Source organism: Roseivirga misakiensis, assembly GCF_001747105.1.
GTDB lineage: Bacteria > Bacteroidota > Bacteroidia > Cytophagales > Cyclobacteriaceae > Roseivirga > Roseivirga misakiensis.
In genome coordinates, this window is the sequence record NZ_MDGQ01000005.1 from 558,830 (window position 1) to 580,744 (window position 21,915).

General features: G+C 40.6%; 18 protein-coding genes. 8 read left to right on the forward strand and 10 right to left on the reverse strand.

What is annotated here, in order from left to right; all coding sequences use genetic code 11:
• Positions 1 to 147: 147 nt before the first annotated feature.
• Together BFP71_RS10250 and purL are read right to left on the reverse strand one after the other, a co-directional pair.
• The gene (locus BFP71_RS10250; RefSeq protein WP_069835380.1) at positions 148 to 720 is read right to left on the reverse strand and encodes a hypothetical protein; all 573 of its coding nucleotides are present in this window, start codon (positions 718 to 720) and stop codon (positions 148 to 150) included.
• Between the two features lie 129 nt (positions 721 to 849).
• Entirely contained in the window at positions 850 to 4,545 is a 3,696-nt protein-coding gene (gene purL / locus BFP71_RS10255) for a phosphoribosylformylglycinamidine synthase (protein WP_069835381.1), read from the reverse strand.
• A 327-nt stretch (positions 4,546 to 4,872) separates the two neighbouring features.
• Here purL and BFP71_RS10260 point away from each other — a divergent pair, with 327 nt between their 5' ends.
• The 5 genes from BFP71_RS10260 to BFP71_RS10280 are packed head-to-tail and all read left to right on the forward strand — an operon-like array spanning position 4,873 to position 8,154.
• Positions 4,873 to 5,178 (forward strand): hypothetical protein, encoded by a 306-nt coding sequence (locus tag BFP71_RS10260; RefSeq protein WP_141719729.1) that lies wholly within the window; start codon positions 4,873 to 4,875, stop codon positions 5,176 to 5,178.
• Between the two features lie 38 nt (positions 5,179 to 5,216).
• Positions 5,217 to 6,077, forward strand: coding sequence for a hypothetical protein (locus BFP71_RS10265; RefSeq protein WP_141719730.1), 861 nt, complete (start codon positions 5,217 to 5,219; stop codon positions 6,075 to 6,077).
• A gap of 22 nt (positions 6,078 to 6,099) precedes the next feature.
• Positions 6,100 to 6,729: a hypothetical protein gene (locus BFP71_RS10270; RefSeq protein WP_069835384.1), complete on the forward strand. Its 630-nt coding sequence runs from the start codon at positions 6,100 to 6,102 to the stop codon at positions 6,727 to 6,729.
• Entirely contained in the window at positions 6,708 to 7,508 is an 801-nt protein-coding gene (locus tag BFP71_RS10275; protein ID WP_069835385.1) for a sensor histidine kinase, read from the forward strand. The genes BFP71_RS10270 and BFP71_RS10275 overlap by 22 nt, the downstream gene beginning before the upstream one ends.
• The gene (locus BFP71_RS10280; RefSeq protein WP_069835386.1) at positions 7,501 to 8,154 is read left to right on the forward strand and encodes a response regulator transcription factor; all 654 of its coding nucleotides are present in this window, start codon (positions 7,501 to 7,503) and stop codon (positions 8,152 to 8,154) included. The genes BFP71_RS10275 and BFP71_RS10280 overlap by 8 nt, the downstream gene beginning before the upstream one ends.
• 233 nt (positions 8,155 to 8,387) lie before the next feature.
• Here the strand turns inward: BFP71_RS10280 and BFP71_RS10285 are convergent, their stop codons facing one another.
• The 3 genes from BFP71_RS10285 to BFP71_RS10295 form a co-directional block, all read right to left on the reverse strand.
• Complete coding sequence (locus BFP71_RS10285; protein WP_088124981.1) at positions 8,388 to 10,214, reverse strand: DUF4139 domain-containing protein; 1,827 nt, start codon at positions 10,212 to 10,214, stop codon at positions 8,388 to 8,390.
• A gap of 202 nt (positions 10,215 to 10,416) precedes the next feature.
• Positions 10,417 to 10,635, reverse strand: a complete 219-nt coding sequence (locus BFP71_RS10290; protein ID WP_141719731.1) for a hypothetical protein — start codon at positions 10,633 to 10,635, stop codon at positions 10,417 to 10,419.
• Positions 10,628 to 13,000 (reverse strand): ABC transporter permease, encoded by a 2,373-nt coding sequence (locus tag BFP71_RS10295; protein WP_069835389.1) that lies wholly within the window; start codon positions 12,998 to 13,000, stop codon positions 10,628 to 10,630. Before BFP71_RS10295 ends, BFP71_RS10290 begins: the two co-directional genes overlap by 8 nt.
• Before the next feature lie 152 nt (positions 13,001 to 13,152).
• Between BFP71_RS10295 and BFP71_RS10300 the strand changes: the two genes are divergently transcribed.
• Both BFP71_RS10300 and BFP71_RS10305 read left to right on the forward strand, forming a co-directional pair.
• Positions 13,153 to 14,475 carry a sensor histidine kinase gene (locus BFP71_RS10300; RefSeq protein WP_069835390.1) on the forward strand — a complete coding sequence of 441 codons (1,323 nt, stop codon included), beginning with the start codon at positions 13,153 to 13,155 and terminating at the stop codon, positions 14,473 to 14,475.
• A gap of 2 nt (positions 14,476 to 14,477) precedes the next feature.
• On the forward strand, positions 14,478 to 15,170 hold the full coding sequence (locus tag BFP71_RS10305) for a response regulator transcription factor (protein WP_069835391.1): 693 nt from the start codon (positions 14,478 to 14,480) through the stop codon (positions 15,168 to 15,170).
• Here the strand turns inward: BFP71_RS10305 and hutI are convergent.
• From hutI to hutH, 3 genes are read right to left on the reverse strand one after another with little or no spacing between them, the layout of a single operon-like run.
• Entirely contained in the window at positions 15,167 to 16,393 is a 1,227-nt protein-coding gene (gene hutI / locus BFP71_RS10310; protein ID WP_069835392.1) for an imidazolonepropionase, read from the reverse strand. The genes BFP71_RS10305 and hutI overlap by 4 nt on opposite strands.
• 25 nt (positions 16,394 to 16,418) lie before the next feature.
• Positions 16,419 to 18,428, reverse strand: coding sequence for a urocanate hydratase (locus BFP71_RS10315; RefSeq protein WP_069835393.1), 2,010 nt, complete (start codon positions 18,426 to 18,428; stop codon positions 16,419 to 16,421).
• Positions 18,429 to 18,430: 2 nt separating this feature from the next.
• Positions 18,431 to 19,978, reverse strand: coding sequence for a histidine ammonia-lyase (gene hutH / locus BFP71_RS10320; protein ID WP_069835394.1), 1,548 nt, complete (start codon positions 19,976 to 19,978; stop codon positions 18,431 to 18,433).
• A 95-nt stretch (positions 19,979 to 20,073) separates the two neighbouring features.
• Here hutH and BFP71_RS10325 point away from each other — a divergent pair, with 95 nt between their 5' ends.
• The gene (locus BFP71_RS10325; RefSeq protein WP_069835395.1) at positions 20,074 to 20,940 is read left to right on the forward strand and encodes a LysR family transcriptional regulator; all 867 of its coding nucleotides are present in this window, start codon (positions 20,074 to 20,076) and stop codon (positions 20,938 to 20,940) included.
• Positions 20,941 to 20,949: 9 nt separating this feature from the next.
• Here BFP71_RS10325 and BFP71_RS19155 read toward each other — a convergent pair whose 3' ends face one another.
• Both BFP71_RS19155 and BFP71_RS19160 read right to left on the reverse strand, forming a co-directional pair.
• Positions 20,950 to 21,273, reverse strand: a complete 324-nt coding sequence (locus tag BFP71_RS19155; protein WP_088124982.1) for a helix-turn-helix domain-containing protein — start codon at positions 21,271 to 21,273, stop codon at positions 20,950 to 20,952.
• An 18-nt stretch (positions 21,274 to 21,291) separates the two neighbouring features.
• The gene (locus BFP71_RS19160) at positions 21,292 to 21,816 is read right to left on the reverse strand and encodes a cupin domain-containing protein (RefSeq protein WP_088124983.1); all 525 of its coding nucleotides are present in this window, start codon (positions 21,814 to 21,816) and stop codon (positions 21,292 to 21,294) included.
• Between the last annotated feature and the right edge of the window lie 99 nt (positions 21,817 to 21,915).

The window sequence follows — 21,915 nt, forward strand, 5'->3', positions numbered from 1 at the left end:
TAGCCAACATAATTCCCAGGTATGATGCTCATTAATAAAACTAACCAATGAACTTCATGTTGTTCAAAGGTGATTGTGTTTTTTTCTATCCCTTGTTAGTGATATGTGTATAAATTTCCATTATTCTGCTTGAATGATGCCCCAAAATCACAATGAATTATAACCATTGTTAACTACCGTATTTTTCTTTTTCCCTCTAATAATCTCCTTCAATGTGCTGTCCAGGTTTGATCCTAAAAAGTAGTCATAGAAATACATTTCATCTCCATTTTTATTCACAGTTTCATCTGCTTCCGAGGTCAATAAAAATGAATGTGGTTCATTATTTAAGAGTTTTGCAAAATTTGATCGCCAAGTCTTATTCTGCGCTTCGATGACTATTTTTTTGGTTTGTTTTCGTGGGAGATAGATTGCGTCTGAAACACTGCTTGCTGCCAATTCATAGTATATGCTTTTAAACTCTCTTTTGTCCAATAATTTTAAAAGGCCTGCTTGACCAGGGATAAATGAAAATATAGAAGACCATTTTGGACCTGACCAACCTGTCCAAAGCAATTCACAATTTTTATTTGCTTCTATATACCTATAGAAGTTTCGGTCTTGTCCACCACTGCCATAAAGTAGTAAATCGTGAGTTTCTAAGTCTAAAGAATCAGCATTGCTGATTCTATTTAACATTAACTCGTAATCTGAGACTTTAATGGTTTTGTACTTTCTCATTTCTTAGTAATCCGCAACCTTGTATGATATCACAAGATCATGCGACTATTTTTAATGTGTCATTCAATAGAAGATAATAAAAAAGGGAAACTCATCGCTAAGTTTCCCTTTTTTAGAAGTGTTTTATACCTAAACTCTCTGTCCTACCCAGTCCTTAGCGGCCACAAAGGCTTTAATCCATGGGCTTAACACATCAGTCTTCTGATCCGATGGGTAGTTCCCCCAGTTCCATGGGAATACTGATCGCTCAAAGTGTGGCATAATCGCTAAATGTCTACCGTCTTTACTGGCTAAACCTGCCACATGATAGTCAGAACCATTTGGCGAAGCAGGATATGCTTCGTGTGAGTATTTCGCGATTATATGGTAATCATTTTCAGCTTCTGGCAGTCTGAAGCGGCCTTCACCATGGGCTACCCAAATCCCTAGTCTTGTGCCGACCAAGCCTCCTAACATTACTGAGTTGTTTTCTGGAATGGTCACGTTCACAAAACCAGATTCAAATTTATGCGCAATGTTATGGTCTAATTTCGGGTGGATATCGTGTTCTGGGTATAGTAGTCCCAGTTCGCCCATCAACTGGCAGCCATTGCAAATACCCAATGAAATAGTGTCTTCACGGGCATAGAAATTGTCTAAGGCTTGTTTTGCTTTTTCATTGTATAAGAAGGCACCGGCCCAGCCTTTTGCTGATCCTAATACATCGGAATTAGAGAAGCCACCCACAAAGGCAATAAAGTTAACATCACTTAAATCCTCGGCACCAGAAATCAGGTCTGTCATATGGATGTCTTTCACATCAAAGCCCGCTAAATGCATGGCATAGGCCATTTCTCTGTCGCCATTTACGCCTTTTTCTCTAATAATGGCCGCTTTGTAGCCTGTTTTAATTTTCCTGTCTGGGTCTAGACCGAGATCGGCATACTGTCCATTAAATCCTTCTGGGAATGTGAAGGATAACGGTTGGTTTTTGTAGTTATCAAATCGAGCTTTGGCCAATTCTTCGCCTGATTGTTTGGCGTCTAACAGGTAAGAGGTTTTATACCAAGTATCTCTCAGGCTAGCGATGTCGAGCAAGTAGCTTTGCGTATTCGTTTGGATCGCTAATATTGGTTCACCGATCGGGCTTCCAATTTCCACATAAGAAGCTTCAATTTCGTCGAAAAGCGTGGCAACATCCTCCAGATCTTCGTTAGCCACTTGGATTATTAGTGCTGGTTGCTCTGAGAAGAATATCGAAATGTCGTCGAGGTGCTGAATGTCTTTCAGGTCTGCCGCTATGCCGAGGTCTACTTGAGAGAAGGTCATTTCCAGCAAGGCGGTGATCATACCTCCAGCAGAAACGTCATGTCCCGCCAATATTTTGCCTTCTTCAATCAGGGCCTGAACCATATTGAAAGTTCTGGCAAACCGTGCACTGTCATCGACAGTTGGGGCAGAAGTACCTACTTTTCCGACAACTTGCGCAAATGAGCTACCGCCTAAGTTGAATTGACCATCAGATAGGTTCACATAAAGTAGGGTAGAGTCAAAGTTAGGTTGTAAGACCGGCTCAACCACTTTTTTGAGATCAGTTACTTGCGCACCTGCTGAAATTATCACTGTGCCTGGTGCATAGACCACACCGTCTTTGTATTTCTGGGTCATCGACATAGAGTCTTTACCCGTCGGTACATTGATTCCTAATTCGCAAGCAAAGTCAGAAACGGCCTCTACTGCTTTGTAAAGTCTGGCGTTTTCCCCTTCGTTTTTGGCTGGCCACATCCAATTGGCGCTTAAGGAAACGCCGCTTAGTCCCTTTTCTATCGGTGCCCAAACAATATTAGTCAGCGCTTCGGCTATGGATAACTGCGAACCTGCGACAGGATCGGCGAGCGCGGAAACTGGGGCATGCCCAATAGATGTAGCGATGCCTTTTTCTCCGCGATAATCCAAAGCCATGACACCCACATTGTTGAGTGGCAACTGAATTGGTCCCGCTGTTTGTTGCTTAGCCACGCGACCTGTCACACAACGATCGACTTTATTCGTCAACCAGTCTTTACAGGCTACAGCCTCCAATTGAAGTACTGCGTTTAGGTATTCCTGTATTTTTTTGATGTCATAAGTAACATCGCTGAATTGCTGTGCTTGAGTAGTATCTTCTAAAACCGTTTTGGGTGATGAACCGAACATATGGGCTAGGTTCCAATCGATCGGGTGTTCGCCAGAAGTTTTATTTTCGAATTTAAAGTGGTGATCGCCAGTCGTTTCGCCAACTACATAGAACGGGGCACGTTCTCTCTTTGCCACCTTCTCCATGTATGGAATATCTTCTTCCTTAATGACTAGCCCCATTCGTTCTTGAGACTCGTTCCCAATGATTTCTTTATCGGATAGGGTAGGATCGCCAACCGGTAACTTCTGCACGTCGATGGTTCCGCCTGTTTCTTCAACCAATTCTGACAGACAGTTGAGATGGCCTCCCGCACCATGATCGTGTATTGAAACGATTGGGTTTTTACCCGATTCTGTCATCGCCCGCACTGCATTGTAAACTCGTTTTTGCATTTCAGGATTAGATCGCTGAATAGCATTTAATTCGATGCCGCTCGAAAACTCTCCTGTATCGACCGATGAAACTGAACTTCCGCCCATTCCAATGCGGTAGTTATCTCCTCCCATCACCACGATCTGATCGCCATTTTCTGGGGTTGCCTTCAACGCATCGGTTTTCTTGCCATATCCGATACCTCCAGCTAGCATGATTACTTTATCAAACCCATGTCGCTTACCTGCTTCTTCGTGCTCAAAAGTAAGGACAGAACCAGCGATTAGCGGTTGGCCGAATTTGTTTCCGAAGTCACTGGCACCGTTGGATGCTTTGATCAGAATATCCATTGGTGTTTGGTACAACCACTGTCTCTCAGGCATATTGGCCTCCCACGTACGTCCGTCTTCCAATCGAGAGTATGATGTCATGTAAACGGCTGTACCAGCCAGCGGCATGGATCCTTTACCACCAGCCATTCTATCTCTTATTTCTCCGCCTGCACCAGTAGCGGCACCATTAAATGGCTCTACTGTGGTAGGGAAGTTATGCGTTTCGGCTTTTAGTGAGATGACAGATTCAAAATCTGATGACTCAAACCAATCTGCCTTGTCTTGTGTGGCTGGCGCGAATTGCTCAGCAACTGGACCTTGAATAAACGCGACATTATCTTTGTAAGCCGAGACTAAACCATCAGGATTCTCTTCCGAGGTTTTACGAATCATTTTAAACAGAGAGTTTGGCATTTCTTGTCCATCAATGATGAACACGCCATTGAATATTTTGTGTCTACAGTGCTCAGAATTAACCTGTGAAAACCCAAAAACTTCACCATCGGTTAGCTTTCTACCTAACTTCTCACTGACCTCGTTCAAATAGTCAATCTCTTCTTGGCTTAGGGCTAAACCTTCCTCCTGATTGTAAGCGGCAATGTCTTCAATGTGCTGCACTGGTGCCGGCTCGACACTAATGTTGAATATCTCCTGATCTAACCCGGTGTAAAGTACTTGAAGCATCGGGTCAATGGCTGTGTTTTCACTAGCCACTTTTTCGAACTCCTCAATTCTCACTATGCCAGTAATACCCATGTTTTGGGTGATTTCCACCGCATTGGTACTCCATGGGGTGATCATTTCTTTTCTAGGACCAACAAAAAAGCCCTCCAGAGTTTCGCCTTCTATCAGGGTGGCGTTTCCGAAGAGCCATTCAAGTTTAGGAAGGTCTTGTGGAGCGAGTTGCGAGGTAAGGCTAACAGCGTAGATTCTGTTGGCGCCTGCATCGAAAAATTGAATCATTAGAACGATTGGTTTTGGGTGTTAATTCCACCCGCAAAAGTAAGAAATTCTTTGGGTATTGGAGTACTCAAAAAAATGAATCGTTTCGTTTTATCAAGGAGGTATATCTGATAAATACTAGGTCTTATCGGACCGGACAAAATGGGCATAAGTATAAATACGTGTTTTAGAATACAGGCCTTTTCACGCTCATCTGCTCATGTTCTTAGGTGCAATTTTGAATTGTCAATTAAAGAAGTGGAGCAGATATCACTCTAAATAACGGCCTTTCTGCTGGGTTAAATGCAGAGGAGAAAACTGAAAATCCTTAAGAGTAAGATAATTATTATGGGAATAAATTTAAAAATGATTAGCGTAAATCCGCTTTTGCAAGATCAAACTATTGAGGCTGGTGAAACACAGAATTGGTGTGCTGCTGGAGTCGATCCATCCGTATTTTGTTTAGGAAGTGTATCCTCAAATGAAGCAACTGGTTGTTGGATTTCGATTACTAGTGGTTGGTACTCTGGTGAGGCCTACTCAGGAACACATTTTAGTGTAAATAATATGGGAGGCACAACCAAGTACAATTTAGACTTCTTAACGGTTGGTGAGGACTCAATCGGTCAGTTGAAACTAGAAAGAATGGACTAGGTCTTTCTGCCAGAAAGCCTCTCAAATAATATTGTAATTTGAGAGGCTATTTCTTAAATTATTCTTTTTATAATACAAAAATTAATTTCATGACAGCTAATAATAGTCTTCATTATGATCGAATTAAAACTAACTGGTTGGCTTGTCTTCCGAGCGGTTTGGCCGATTGTTTTGAAGTAAAAGATGAATTAAATATTGAGCCTAAGCGTATCACAGGGTTAGTTTATCGACCTTCTGCAGAATTTATCAAAGAGATAAACAAATTAAAAGCAGACAATAACCTTAAAAAGAATGCACAACTGTGTTGGGTTATGGCAATTGATGATTCCAATCAATTCAGTCCATACTTTGAGCTAAGAATTTCGAATCCTTTGGAAAGTATTAGGTTAGAAAGTTCTGGGGTTCTAAATACAATTTACTATCAAAAGACATTTGCTTTTGCTAAAAAGCATAAAGGGGTGACACCGAACTATAGAAATGAAATCTGTTTGAACTGGGGCGCACTGCCTTATTCAAATTTTCCTGATATCTTCTATACTTCCGTACATTACCCTGACTTTTCGGATATGGATAAAAAAGAAAATATCCCTCTAGAAATGCCTCAAAGACTTCGTGAATGTATTATTCCGTTTAGCGATTTTGCCGTTTTAGCGGATGATATAATTTTAAATCCTAATGCTTTAATTATAGTCCACCTTGGTATCAGTAACCTGATAAGTGGTCAATATGGCGTCCCATTCAATCCAATAATAGAGGTGTTATCAAACCCTAAGGGCCTTTCAACTTCCGATGAGTATATGAGTTTTGATGATGGTTATGCCAAGCTTATAGAAAGCGATGAGACAGAATCGACAGATTTAGACTTTGTCTTTTATTGTCCACCGAATTGTCCAGGTTAATGCTTCTTTGCTTAGAAAGCCTATGAGTTGGCCAAACGATTTATACTATATCCAAGTGGTAATACTATCTGTTATTCCAGTTCTCAGATGGGATCGGTTTACCGCTATTCAACGAACTATCGCTCGTGTGGTAATTGTCGTAGTAATTCACGACTACCTCGCTAAACTATCGGGTGCCATGGGGATTGATTTATGGTTGACACATTTTTATGTACCAATTCACTTTTTAGCTGTTACAGAAGTATATAAAAGGGTATTACGTAAATTGTATAAACAACGCTATTTTCAATATCTCCAAGTAGGTTTCTTAGTTTTTAGTGTTGTCAATAGCCTATTTATTCAAGAAGAGGGCGTCTTTACTAGTAATGCGATTGTTATCTCATATGGCACTTTTATTTTTCTGAGCCTTTCAAGTTTTTATCAACTTTTAAAATACCCGGAAGGTCCTTTTCCTGAACGTAATCCTATCGTATGGTTCAATATGGGGGTGTTGTTATATTATTCAGGCGCTTTATTACTTTTTGTTTTCATTAATGATCTCATTGACTCTCCTGAATTCATAGAGAATAATTATTGGAATTTAAATACGGCACTCAACATCATTTTAATGTCTTTTTACGCTATAGGACTATGCGTCAGGCCGAAGAACTAAATCAAATAGAATTACTTATAGGCGCCATGTTGGGTATGTTTGTACTTGCCTTGGGAGTCATTTTCTTCTTCTTGGCCTATCAGCGCAGAATACTGAGACAACAAAAAGAGTATCAACAAAAGGAACAGGAATATCAACGGCAACTCCTTCGTTCTAACCTACTTAGTCAGGAAAAGGAGCGCAATCGAATTGGTCAAGATTTGCATGATGAAATAGGAGCCTTACTTACCACCTCAAAACTTTACTTTAGACACCTTGCGCAGGATTCATCAAAGAAAACTTTCGATGATCTAAAACTTAGAGTTTTTGACCTTTTAGAAAGTACAATTGCGAGTGTTAGGAGGGTATCTCATGATTTAAGGCCAGTAGTTTTAGAGAATTTAGGTTTAGAAGCTGCTGTTGCCAGTATAAGAGATCAATTAAATATTTCTGGATTGATCAAAGTGAATTTTGATTGTGATCTGAAGGGAGAAGTAAGTAGAGAGTATCAGTTGAATTGGTATCGTATAATTCAGGAGTTGGTTAACAATACTATTAAGCATGCCAATGCAGATTCCATTGAGCTCGAGCTTTTTGGGGACGGAGATAAGTTATCGCTGAAATATGCTGATAATGGGGTAGGAATGAAGGAGTCGGATCAACGTAATGGACTTGGCTTTAGTAATATAGAAAGTAGATTGAGTTTAATGAATGGTGAACTAGTATTTAATGAAACTAATTCGGGACTTTCACTTAATCTATCATCGAATACAATGAAAAACCTATTAACTGATGAATGACATTCAGGTAACAATAGCGGATGATCATAAACTATTTCGAGAGGGTATTCGATTTTTATTGGACCAGATGGATGGTATTTCAATGTTGCAAGAGTTCGGAGATGGAATGAGCCTATTGAATAATTTAGCCGAAAAAGTACCTGATATTTTGCTTTTAGATCTTGATATGCCTGAAATGGATGGTATTCAAACATTGAAGGTGATAAGAGAGGGCTATCCATCTATCGGGATTGTCATTTTGACAATGCATAGCGACCCTAAAATGGTTTCTTATTTAATGGAATTGGGAGCAAATAGTTACTTGATGAAAGATACAAGCCCCAAGGAGCTTGAAAAAGCCATACGTCAGGTGTATAGTGAGGGCTTTTACTTCAATAAAATGGTTTCAGAGGCAATGCTTCATGGTCTAAAGAATCAAAACCCTAAAAGACCAGTACTCAAAAATTCTGCGACGCTAACTTCACGCGAATTGGAAGTTCTAGAGTTAATCTGTCAAGAGTTTACCGCCAAAGAGATGGCTGAAAAATTATTTATCAGTCATAGAACTGTAGAAGGGCATCGCAAAAGTTTAATCGAGAAATTCTGTGTTAAGAATACAGCCGGATTAATCGTGAAAGCCATAAAAGAAGGAGTTATTAAAGTTTGAAATAGCCTTAGATCGTTGTTTCATTTTGAGAGGCACGAGTCATACATTAATTCTTCCAAATAGCTACTGTATTTAGTTCCTTCAAAAACAATCGTTTTTTGCTCGATGCTGAGTCGTTTTTCTGACGGTATTTTAGGTTGATCAAGTGTTGGAATAGAAGATGGCAGAGTATCGTTATAGCTCATTTTAAGTATTGGGAGAGGAGTGATTTATAAAAATCACTCCTCGTATTTTTAGTCAATATCCAGGTTCATGTATTTAGGATAGTCAACGCTATAACTGAACTTGATTATCTTTTTGGCACCAGGCTCGAGTGCTATGTTCCAGGTGAGTAAACCAGTTTCCTTATCGTGTTCGGCACCTGCAATGTCCACAATATTTACCTTGTAATTCTTATTAGGAATGATTGGAACTTGATCGTACACATTAATATTAACCTTTGTCGATTTAGTGTTCACGATGGTGATTTCAAAGGTTCTTTCATCCCTTTTCTTATTACTAAAGACTTTGTTTTTCTCGAATTCCTTGAGTCTTTTTCGACCAACTACAATCCCTTCATCCTTCCCTAGGGAAATATCTAGGGTATCTCTGCCGATGTTGGTGTCTATGATAGATTTCCCAACGAAACTCTCCTCAAAATAGAGGTTAGACTCTCCATCTAGAAGTTTCAATTCTTCCCACTCAGGGATTTCGGCCACTAAATAAGCATTCTCTTTGGCCTTTGGGCTAGTAGAGTAAATGTAGTCGGCATAAACCTCTAACGTTTGAATTTCTACCGTTTCAGTTTGTCCTGTGCTCGGAATAGAATAAGGGTGCTTGATTTCGTATACAAATGAAGTTTGGTAATCTATAATCTCGATATCACTTAAGCTTGACTCTTGTAATTGTCTTTTTTCTTTTCTTGAAACAGCTACGCCGCTTGTTGAATAACCAAGAGAGGTAACTACTTCTCCAAGTGACGTTACATCTGGTACAAGTGTAACATTAATTCTTGGATCTTTACCAACTTTTATTTCTTGACTCACATAACCTAAGTAGCTAAATACTAGTGTATTAAATCCGTTTGGGAGTTGTATGTCATAATCGCCGTTGACATCAGTTACAGTACCTAGAGTAGTTCCCTTAACGGCTACATTTACGTGTACTAAAGGAAGTCCATCATCGCTCGAAATAACTCTACCTTTGGCTTGACCTGAGCCATAACTGTAGATTTGATTATGGCTGCCTAACCTAAAAGGTAACAAGGTAGGTGCAGTACCACTTGATTCAAGGTTTCCAGAACTTAGGATTAAGGCTACTTCTTTCCAGTCCACTCCTGAGTTTTGGAAAACCCTCGCCTTATAGGTCAGTGATAATGGTTTTGATGTGTTTACGGCCCTTATGTCATAAGATGGATACCAACCTGCATTTGGCAATGCATAGCTAATACTAATTTTTCTCGAACCAGATTGATTTGATGAAGCCGTCAATAGAATGTTGGAAGTTGGTTGTTCCTCTTTTGAATTGTAAGACTTGATCTGCTTTTCAATAAGCTCTATCTCATCTTTGAATTCAGCTTTTTTTCTTTCATAAACAAACTTGAGATTAGCGTTTTTTTCGAATTTTAATTCAAAATACTCTATCGCTCCCCTATAGTCTGAATTACCAATTCCTTCATTACCTATCACTTTCATGTTTTTTTTAAGTATTTCAGTTTCTGAATTCAGAATAGATAATCGAACGTTTGCCAAATCAATTGAATCGAGTAATGATTCTTTCTTATTAGACAGAAGTTCTACTTTTTCAGGCTTATTCGTTTCTATAAAGTCGTTTTCGTGTCTTACCGATAAGATTGTGATATCCTTACCTGAAATCTGAATGGTTTTTGGATCAAGGTTGGCCGATAGTCCCACCAATTTGATTTCATTTTTGCCCGCTTTTAAATCCAAGGCGGCAGTTCTTTTCAATTCAGCACCCTGTGTAAAAACTTTGGCTGAAATAATCTTGGATTCAACTTCGACTTGTCCATGTACCAAATTGACGGCCATGAACATTACAATAAGTAATGCTAAGGGTTTCATAAGCGTTGATTTAAGGATGGATAATTAACATCATTGATATCATGATGCACTTTGTCAACGCATTCCATAAATGAATGTGGAAAGCGAATGAAGACGGCCGTCTTACCGATTAAACAATATATAGACCTATGAACCCTTATTTAAACCAAAATAAATTTTGGTTTTGAGAGCGTGTGCGATTTAAAAGATTGTGAATAGTGGTTTAATTGGAATATTCTTTCCTGCAAATTAACGATGTCCCAATTTCTTCTAACTCCTTATTTGGGTCGATTGTCTGTTCTTTTGAACCTTCCAACCGCTCTTGTTGCTGTGATATGATTCGTTGATGGACAGCATGGTTATCTAAAGCTCTAAAGCTTAGTGATAAGACGATCGGAAAAGCCAGGAGTCCAAAGAATATCCATTTTTGACGCCTACTCATTTTTAAGTGCATTCGTCGGGTTCAGTTGAGCTGATTTAAGTGACTGTAAACTCGTAATTAGAAATACAATCATGTAGACAATCAAGGCGGCTAAAACAAAGGTTGTTGGTCTCAATGGTATGCTATATGCATAATCTTGCAACCAAGTATCGATTAATAAAAAGCTCAATGCGCTTCCTATAATGGCCGAGATCAAGATCAGGGTGAATAATTGTTTGTTGAGTAGCGCAATTACTTGCAGTAGCGTAGCACCAAGCACCTTCCTAACGGCAATTTCTTTCGATTTTAGCCCAATCATATACACCATAAATCCAGTGAGGCCCAGAAACGATAGTCCGACGGCTAAAAGTGAAAAAAGGATGGTTATTTGGCCTGTTTGTTTGTCTTTTTTATAGAGCCTTTTGACTGCGTCGTCCATATACTCATACTGCATTGGTACGTCTGATTGAATTTTTTGCCAAGCACTTTCTATCGCCTCAACAGTCGCCTTTAAGTCATTATTCGATGCTCTTACAAGAATGTTTGTATTGATAAAATCTGGGTCGATTTTAAGGCTGATGATCTGTGGCGAAATCTTTTCTTTTAAAGAGAAGTAATGGAAGTCTTTGAAAACTGCAGTCACCTTTCTGTTTAATTCGTTTTCTGTTCCCGGCCGAAGGATCATCTTCTTTCCAATAGGGTCATCTTGCCAACCGAGATCATTTATAAATCGTGTGTTTACCACAGAAATAACTTGTCCAGAATCGGCAGAATTCAGCGTATTTTTAAAATCACCGGCTAAGATTTCAATGCCCATCACATCGAAATAATCGACGTCAACACCATAGGAGAGGAGGTTCTCAAAGATTTCATTTTGCCCTTCAGGTTTATAGGCCAAAGGATCGCTTCCATCCCCGATCATCGGCCCGAAAGTCACCCCTGAAATCTGAGGCGATCGTTTTAACTCATTTTTAAATAGGTAGTAATCAGGTATTTCTCCCAGTTCGTAAGCATTGGTTATTTTGACAATATTCTCCGTTTCAAAGCCCATGTCCTTGTTGTCTAAATAGCTGATTTGCTGATTCATAAACCAAGCAGATATGCCAAGGGTAAAGAGCAGAGCGAATTGGAAAAAGATGAGGATGTTTCTCAGTTTTATGCCACTTGAAGAGTGAATAGAGACTTTGCTTTTTAGTAAAGTGCTGACTTTGGATTGGGTCAGTGTTAAGGCAGGGTAAATAATCGTTGCGAAAGAAAGAACGGCCACGAACAGTACTGATATTAGCCAGTAGGTCGGGGAGGACAAAAACTTATTCTCCATGTTGAGCCCCATGAATTGGTTGAGTTTTGGTAGCAGGAGTCCTAGCCCAAGGAGTGCCAAAGGAATAGTCATAAAAATCGTTATGCACGACTCTAAAAAGAAAGATTTAGTAATGCCTGACTTCGATTCGCCAAGTACCTTCCTCATTCCAACTTCTTTGGATTTACTCGAAAAAATGGCCATCGAAAGGTTAATGTAGTTGGCGGTAGCAATTAATAATATCAGTAAACCGATCACCATGAAAATTGAGAGCTGAAGCATGTCTCCGCTGGCGCCAGACCCAAAGTCAGCCTGTGATTTGAAATGGATATCAGCAATCGGTAAAAGCTTAACATCGGTAAGCTCATGAAATTCGTCTTCAGCCACTCCTTCCATGGCCATAATTTTGTCTTCCATGGTTTCGGGAAGTACATTATTGCTGAGTTTTATGTAAGAATCTGCATGATAATGGTCTTGCGTAAATGCAGTGCCATTGGTATAGATGATATCAAAACTTAAATGTGTATTTGTTGGTAGGTCGGCAATCACGCCAGTGACCTTTAGTAATTGGGTATCGTACTTCAGTACTCTGCCAATAGCTGGTGATTCACCAAAGTACTTCCTTGCCGTAGATTTAGTCAAAACCGCTGCATTGGGTACATCAAGAAGTGTTTGTCTGTTGCCTTCTATTAACTCAAAATCAAAGAAGTGAAAGAAATCAGAGCCCGGAGCGACAAGCTTCACATTGCTTTCCCAAAAGCCCTTGTCCAAAAATGATAAGAATATTCTGTTAGAATTAATTACCTCGACTATGGACTCTACTTCAGGATATTTTCCAGAGATAAGTTCCCGATTATGTTCAATTCCTAGATTAGAAGACCATGAAGGGCTATTCGTTTGGGCTTCTATGCGATATATATTCTTAGCATCGGCATGAAATGTATCAAAGCTTAATTCATGATCGACAAAGAGTAAGATGAGCGCGCTTGCGGTAAGCCCTAGTGACAATCCCAAAAGGCTAAGCGTGTTTAGGACTTTGTCCTTTAAAAAGTTTCTTTTGACTAGGTTGAAAAATATTTTGACCATTGGGCGAGTGTTTAATCAAACATACGCTGGCCCTTGTCTAAGGTCGATTAACGAGGAGTTAAGCTTGGCTATAGAAAGTTTAAATTGGTTAAGCAAAAGTTAAAATCTAACATCAAGTCTTAAGATCACGTATTTTCGATTACGCTATCGATATGAATCTCTCAAGAAAATCCATCGGCTTAGTAATTGGTCTAGCCACAATCGCGCTAGTTGGCCTTTCAGTGATGCAAATTAGAAACCTGAAATCGTCTATTAAGACCAATAGAGATATATTTCTTCAAAAAGTTGACCTTTGCAGTGGAATGATCGGGGAGGAATTTTTAAGAGATAAAACATATACCGATGAATTATATAAAGCGGTCAAGAAGTTAAGGAAGTCAGGGGAACTCAACGATTCAGTTATTGACAAAAAAATGCGTGCCTTAATTGATGGTGTATTTCAGACATATGCCCTCGATTTGCCTTATGAGTATGCTATTTACGAGCATGATGTCAATAGGAAAAGCACTGGTTTTAACTTTGTACTGGGCGATAAAGGTACTAGTCTGGATTTTGAATTGACGAGTTGTGAAAACCCTCAGGAAAGAGGGCACGCTTGGTCCACATTGACCTGTTCCGATGGAATTGACAGTAATGGAGAATATCATTTGGCAGTGTTTTTTCCAGGAAGAGAAGCCTACGTTTTTGCACAGTCCAGCGGAGCAATCATCCTTTCCATAGTTTTCATATTGCTTCTCCTGTTTTGTTTCGCTTACACGCTTATCATCATTCAGCGACAGAAGAAGCTCTCTGTCATTAAGAACGAGTTCATTAATAATCTGACGCATGAGTTCAAAACACCGATCGCTTCAATTTCTTTGGCCACCAACATGCTCAAAAGAGATAATGATGAGATAACCGAGCAGAAAAAAGCCAATTATTTGAATCTGATAGATCATGAGAGCAAACGTCTGGAAGGACAGGTAGACAAGGTGTTGCAAATTGCCATGATAGACTCTGGCAATTTCACGCTCAATAAAAAGCAAATTGATATTCACGAGGCCATTCAGCGCGTGGTGGACAGTATGGATATTGTCGTGAAAAAGAGAAATGGTAGTATAAAATTAGATCTTCGCGCGACGCAATCTATGGTGCTCGCAGACGAGACCCATTTATTAAATATCATCTACAACCTCTTGGATAACGCACTCAAGTATACACCCGAAACACCCGAAATATCAATACTTACATTTGATGGTGAAAAAGGGATTGAAATGGTGGTTAAGGATAATGGAATCGGTATTGGAGAAGAAATTCAGAAATACATTTTCGATAAATTTTATCGCGCCGAAACGGGCAATCTTCACAATGTGAAAGGGTTCGGTTTGGGCCTCAGTTACGTGAAGAAAATAATAGAGGCGCATAGTGGTAATATCAACTTAAAAAGCAAAGTCAATCAAGGCAGTGAGTTTCGAATTTACTTTCCACTAGCATAGTTATGGGAAACATACTTTTGGTAGAAGACGACGATAGTTTTGGGTATATTCTGAAGGAATATCTCGAAATCAATGACTTTAATGTCGAGTGGGTTCAAAATGGAGAATTAGGCTTACAGGCGTTTAAACAACAGGTTTATGATCTCTGTATTTTGGACGTCATGATGCCTGTAAAAGATGGCTTTACCTTGGCGAAGGAGATTCAAGATCACGATCCCGATGTCCCATTTATTTTTCTTTCCGCTAAAAGTTTAAAAGTAGATCGGTTGAAAGGTTTTCGCTTAGGATGTGATGATTATGTCGTCAAACCGATCGATGAGGAACTTTTTATAGCCAGAGTGAAAGCCATCGTAAAACGTGTTACTAATGATTCGGAAAACCAAAGTAAAAATGGTAGCTACCAGATTGGGCAGTATCATTTCGATTATGCAAATCAGTTACTTTCTATCGGCGAACAGGTGCATCGATTAACGACTAAGGAAGCTCGGCTTTTACAGCTCCTCTGCGAAAAGAAAAATCAGGTTTTAGATAGAAACAAGGCCCTGAAGATCCTTTGGGGAGAGAGTGACTTCTTCAACAGAAAAAGCATGGATGTATTCATCCACAAGCTCAGAAAATATTTAGAAGAAGACCCATCGGTCAAAATCACTAATATTCATGGTAAAGGGTTCGTATTAGAGGCTTTACCCAATTAGACCTTCTTAGCATTAATGTAGACACTTTCGATCCAGTCTACTCCAAAATTGTAAGAAATTGAGTTTAGGTTTTTACCCGGTTTGCCTACTATAAAGTTGGCGCGCTTACCTTTGGTAATACTCCCAACCTCGTCTGCCAACTCTAAGGCATAAGCCGCATTATGTGTAGTAGCATTGAAGGCCTCTTCTGGTAAAAGTTTCATTTTTATGGCCGCTAGACTGTTGATAGTACTCATGTTGAACGATGGGGCTGAGCCCGGGTTAAAGTCCGATGCAAGTACTAATGGTAAACCGTTTTCAATGATTTTGCGGGCAGGTGTAAATGGAATATTTAAGAAGAAAGAGCAACCTGGTAATCCCACGGGAATAGTATCTGAGTCTTTTAATAAACTGATCTCTTCATCTGGTAAAACTTCAAGATGATCGACTGAAATAGCACCAAATTCTATTGCTTTCTCCACGCCACCTATCGCGTTGAACTGGTTTACGTGTACTTTGGGTTTTAGCTCGTACTTTTCACCTGCTTCCAAAAGATGGCACATTTGATCCGTATTGAAATAGCCCTTTTCACAAAAACAGTCAATGTAGTCAGCTAGCTTTTGCGAATAAATCTCAGGTAGCATTTCCTGTAGCAGCGTATCCATGTATTTATCATGGTCGGACGTGGGGAAAGCATGTGCGCCTAGAAATGTCGATTTGATTGGTATGTCAAAGTCTTGCTTGAGTTGCGCAATCACTTGGAGCATTTTAATCTCAGCCTCCATGGTGAGTCCATAGCCACTCTTTATCTCGATCGCACCCGTTCCAGTAGAAATGGCGGCTTCCAATCGCCTTTTTGCGCCTGCCAATAGCTCGTTAAAGGGCGTTTCTTGTAGTCTTCGGGCCGAATTGAGGATGCCGCCGCCAGCTTCGGCAATTTCCTGATAGCCCATTCCTTTGATCTTCATCACAAACTCCTCATCCCTATCTGCGGCAAAGACAAGGTGTGTATGCGAGTCGACAAAGGTTGGAGTCACCATTTGGCCATTTAAGTCTATCGTTTCATAGGCTGAGTCCTCTTGAAGTTCGGTCATTGGGCCATAATCCTCGATGATGCCGTCCTTAGTTTTGAGCCATGCGTTATCGATCGAAGGGACGTCTGCCATTAGAGTACCTCTCAATATATTGCTTTCAGATGCCCTCACTTGAGCGAGATTACCTATGTTGATAAAGACTTTTTGCATAGTTGAAGATACGGTTTTCGAGCTTCTAAACTTTTAAGTCATTTAACAAAGCATCATCAACCAAGTTTGGCTGAGTAACTTTCAGTTGTTTTTCTTTTTGCATGGCTCTTTCAATAGTGCTCATGGCATTAGGGTTCCGTGCCCAGTTTCTTCTGGCAATTCCATTGTTTACATCCCAAAAGAGCATGTTTCTAAGTTTTTTGTCAGCCTCTTCTGATCCATCGAGTAACATGCCAAAGCCACCGTTTACAACTTCACCCCAGCCAACTCCACCGCCATTGTGTAAGGAAATCCACGTAGCGCCTCTGAATGAATCGCCTACAAAGTTTTGTACCGCCATATCCGCAGTAAATTGAGAGCCGTCGTAGATGTTAGAAGTTTCTCGGTACGGTGAATCTGTTCCTGAGACGTCGTGATGATCTCGACCTAAAACAACTGGTCCAATTGTTCCAGCTGCAATAGCTTGGTTAAAGGCCGCTGCAATTCTCATTCGCCCTTCCGCGTCAGCGTATAATATTCTGGCTTGCGAACCAACGACTAATTTATTGGCTTTAGCCTCTTTTACCCAGTGTAAATTGTCCTGTAATTGAGGCTTGATCTCTTCTGGTGCTTCGTTGAGCATTTGCGTTAGTACCTCAGCTGCAATTTGGTCTGTTTTGTCTAGGTCTTCGGCATTACCCGAGGCGCAAACCCAACGGAAGGGCCCAAACCCATAATCAAAGCATAGAGGCCCCATAATATCCTGTACATAAGATGGGTATTTAAATTCACCCGATTTAGCCTTTGAATCTTTGAAAATATCTGCTCCTGCTCGACCTGCCTCGAGCAAAAAGGCATTTCCATAATCGAAGAAGTAAGTGCCGTTGTCCGTATGATGATTTACTACCGATGCATGTTTTCTAAGGGTGGCGTAAATTTCTTTTTTGAAGTCTTCAGGCTTATTGGCCATCATATCATTGGCTGCTTCGTAAGACATCCCCGTCGGGTAGTAACCTCCTGCACAAGGATTATGCAAAGAGGTTTGATCCGAACCGAAGTCTACCGTTACGTTGCGATCGGCAAGTGCCTGCCATAAATCCACAATGTTCCCTAAATAGGCAAAGGATGTATTAGCTCCCGCTTTTCGGGCAGCTTCTACTTTATCTAACAATAAGTCTAAATCTTCTACCAATTCATCGACCCAACCTTGCTCGTGTCGTTTATGGGCTGCCTTAGGGTTAATTTCTGCAGTTATTGAAACTACGCCTGCAATTTTCGCTGCTTTGGGTTGTGCGCCACTCATGCCTCCTAAGCCAGAAGTGACAAAAAGAAGTCCATTAAAATCTCCATTAGGGCGTTTCATGCGGGCAGCATTTAAAACTGTAATGGTGGTGCCATGTACAATTCCCTGTGGACCGATGTACATGTAAGAACCTGCTGTCATTTGGCCGTATTGGGTGACGCCAAGTGCGTTAAATTTCTCCCAATCATCTGGTTTTGAGTAATTGGGGATCATCATACCATTCGTCGCTACCACTCGTGGAGCGTTAGTCCCTGAGGGGAATAAACCCATAGGATGACCAGAATACATGGCTAAAGTCTGTTCGTCTGTCATTTCAGACAAGTACTTCATTGCCAATCTATACTGGGCCCAATTCTGAAAAACGGCACCATTGCCACCATAGGTAATTAGCTCATAAGGATGCTGTGCAATGGCTGGGTCCAAGTTGTTTTGGATCATGAGCATGATCGATTTGGCTTGGAGAGACTTGCCGGGGTATTCTTCAATTGGCCTTGCGTAAATAGAAGATTTGGGCATAAACCTGTACATGTAGATTCTTCCGTATCTTTTTAACTCTTCTAAGAACTCCTGCGCCAACTCTTTATGCCATTCCTCTTTAAAATATCTCAGTGCATTACGAAGAGCTAGCTTTTTGTCAGCTTCGGAAAGAATATCTTTTCTTTTGGGCGCACGACTCACTTGCTGATCGAATACTGGCGCTTGAGGAAGTTTTTCTGGAATTCCCTCTAAAATTTCTTGCTGAAAATCGTTCATGGCTAATACTGTTCAAATTCGTTTTGAAATTCACTTTCTAGCGTTGCATTGCAGTGCTTGGGTAACTCTCGAGATTCTATAATGGCATGTGCCTTCTCGATGTCTTTTGCGAAGATTCTATCTTTTTCGGCGTGATCGATTTTGCTTCTCGTGTGTGCATGGCAAGCCTCTAGAATTGTGCTTGATTTTAATGGTCTTCGGAAGTCAAATGCCTGTGCAGCACAAAGTAATTCTATGGCTAAGATTTGCTCAAGATTATTGATGATTTGCATGGCTTTTCTACCAGAAATCGACCCCATACTCACGTGATCTTCTTGTCCCAAAGAAGTAGGTACACTATCCGCACTGGCAGGAAAGCATAGGCTCTTATTTTCGCTTACGAGTGCCGCCGAAGTATACTGAGGTAGCATAAAGCCTGAATTTATACCAGTGTCTTTCATGAGTAGCTGTGGCAGGCCAGCAATTTTCCCTTCTAAAGAGAGGTATATACGTCGGTCTGAAATATTGCCTAACTCCGAGGCTGCGAGTGCCGCATAGTCCAATGGTAGCGCTAGTGGTTGCCCATGGAAATTACCGCCACTTATAGTGTCTTCTGGGCTGAAGATGATGGGGTTATCTGTGACCGCATTAAGTTCAATTTCCGTCAATGTTTTCAAATGCGACCAAGTGTTTCGCGATGTGCCATGAACCTGCGGAATGCAGCGTAAAGAATAGGGGTCCTGTACACGATCGCAGTCTACATGAGCTTCTAATATTTGAGAGCCTGTGAGCATGGCTTTTACCCGATGGGCTACATGGATATTACCGTTGAACGGCCTGAGCGCATGAAGTTCTGGACTAAATGGCTTGATTGATCCTTGAAGCGCCTCAATCATCATGGCCCCGATAATATCGGCATGGGTAAGGCAATTGTGCAGTTTATCTACTACCTCTATAGCGTGTGCGGCAATGAATTGTGTGCCGTTAATGAGCGCTAATCCTTCCTTTGGACCAAGATTTACTGGCTCAAGCGCTGCTTTTTGAAAGAGTTCTGGCCCTGTTAATTTTTCACCTTGGTAGTGTACTTCGCCCAGTCCAATCAATGGTAAGAAAAGGTGCGCTAATGGGGCTAAATCTCCTGAAGCTCCCACAGAACCTTGCTCGGGAACTAAAGGGAGTGCATCATTATCAATATGCCAAATTATTCTTTTCAGGGTGGCTAACTGAATACCAGAAAAGCCCTGTGCCAAGGAGTGGACTTTCAAAATCATCATCAGTTTACTCAGCTGATTTGAAATGGGTTTCCCCACACCTACGCTGTGGCTTTTCAGGATATTGTACTGAAGCGTCTTCGTATCTTCTTCCGAAATGAGTGTTGTGCAAAGTGGCCCGAAACCCGTATTTATGCCATAAACCGTAGTTCCCTTTTCAGTGATGTCTTGCACATGCTGAGCACTTTTTAAGACTTTGGCTTCGGCAATTTCAGACAAAATACCCTTGACTTCGCCTTGCGCTATTTTTAGGGCAAGGCTATTTGTCAAACGATCGATACCATAGTTGAATGTTTCCATAGGCTGATTCTTAAAGGCTTCTGAATCAAATCTACTCGGAATAATTAATTCTTATAAATGATATATATTTATGTATTAATAACTATTAGTTATCAATGGAAATTAGGCATTTGAGATACTTCTTAGCGCTCGGTAAGGAGCTTCATTTTGGCAGAGCGGCAGACAAATTGTTTATAACCCAGCCGGCCTTGACTAAGCAGATTCAGCAGCTAGAGGAGGAATTAGATACTAAGCTTTTGAAACGTACCAAACGGAGTGTTTCCTTAACCCCTGCAGGGGAGTATTTTATGCAAGAAGCAGAGTATTTAATGAATCATTTGGATCGGGTGGTTGACGCTACCAAAAGAAAAGGTGAGGGCGAGGAAGGTGAAATTCGGATTGGTTTTGTTGGATCAGCCATGCAACAGATAATTCCTAGTTTGCTTGAGCGGATGAGTCTAAAATTCCCCACTATTCATGCCTCACTCGATGAATTGAATAATAAGGATCAATTGAATGCAATTGCCAATGATAAGTTGGATATCGGTTTTGTAAGGCTTGAAAGTGTCCACGATGGTTACCAACAAAAAGTGGTGATGGAAGATTCTTTTTCGTTGGTTGTTTCTGGTCAACACCCGATTCAACCAAAGGACTTTAAGCATCTCAATCAATTCGAAAATGAGTCATTTATCCTGTTTTCCAATGACTATAGCCAAGAGTACTACGACAATATCATGAGTATTTTTTCGGATCATAACTTTAAACCAAAAGTGTCGCACCGATCGGTTCAGGCCAATAGTATTTTTCGATTAGTGGAGCGCCAACTCGGTGTAGCCATTGTGCCTTCAGCCTTACAAGGAGGTATCGATCTGGACGTTGAATTTATCTCGCTCGATCACTTACCACAACGCACTAAATTAATGGCTATCTGGAATGGGGAGAACAGAAATGAGGCGCTAGATAAGGTATTGAGACTGCTCTAACAGGTAGGTCTAGTTCACGATCAGATGCTGAAAAGCCTTTTTGTAGTGGGAGGGTTTGTGTCCTGTGATTTCCTTGAATTGCCGGTTGAAATAAGACAGACTTTTAAAACCCGAATCGAAGGCAACTGATGATATCGAGCAATCTTCTGAATTTAAAAGTTGCAAGGCTTTCGTGACGCGGTATTCATTCAAGAAGCGGGTAAATGTCTTGGAGGTGAGTCTTTTAAAGAGCCTGCAAAATGATGGGACTGTTAGGTTGGTCAATGCTGCTACTTCTTGCAAACTGATATCTTCCATATATCGGTCTGCTACAAACTCATAAACGTGCTTCATGCGATTAAAATCACCCGTTCAGATCGCCAGAGAAGCCGCGTTGCTATTAATGATTTTGTAGTCAGAAGATGTGGTCAATTCATGCAAAAAATCGAGTAACAAGACCAGTCGCTTAAAAGGGTCGGCAGTCAAGATATTTAAAAGCATTTCCTCGGATCTCTCTTTAGTTTCCTTCCCAAAGATTATTCCTTGTTTCGCACGTTCAAATAACTGCTTGATTTGTGCCAGCTCGGGCTTTTCAAAAAATCCTTCTCCCATAAAATCTTCTTTCAGCTGAAGAACGATTTCGAAGTTGTGGTCTTCGCCAGATTTCAGAAAGGGCTGATGAGGAATATTGGGGCCAATAAAAAGCAAAACACCATCTTGAAAATTCGATAGGTAATTGCCGATGCAAAGTTCTGCCTTCCCTTGGTGAACGTAAACGAGTTCGTACTCGGGGTGGTGGTGCCAATAGTCCAAAGCACACTCGTGCTTGGTCACATATTTCTGGATGTGAAAAGAGCTCCCGACGTCAGGCGATATTTTTTCGACTAAAGGCCGCATGATTCAATTTGAATCATATTGACTTAAAATTCAAGTAATTAGGTTTTGTAAGTTAATATTGTTCAAAAAGTGGTGAATATGCGAAGAAATACTTCCAAA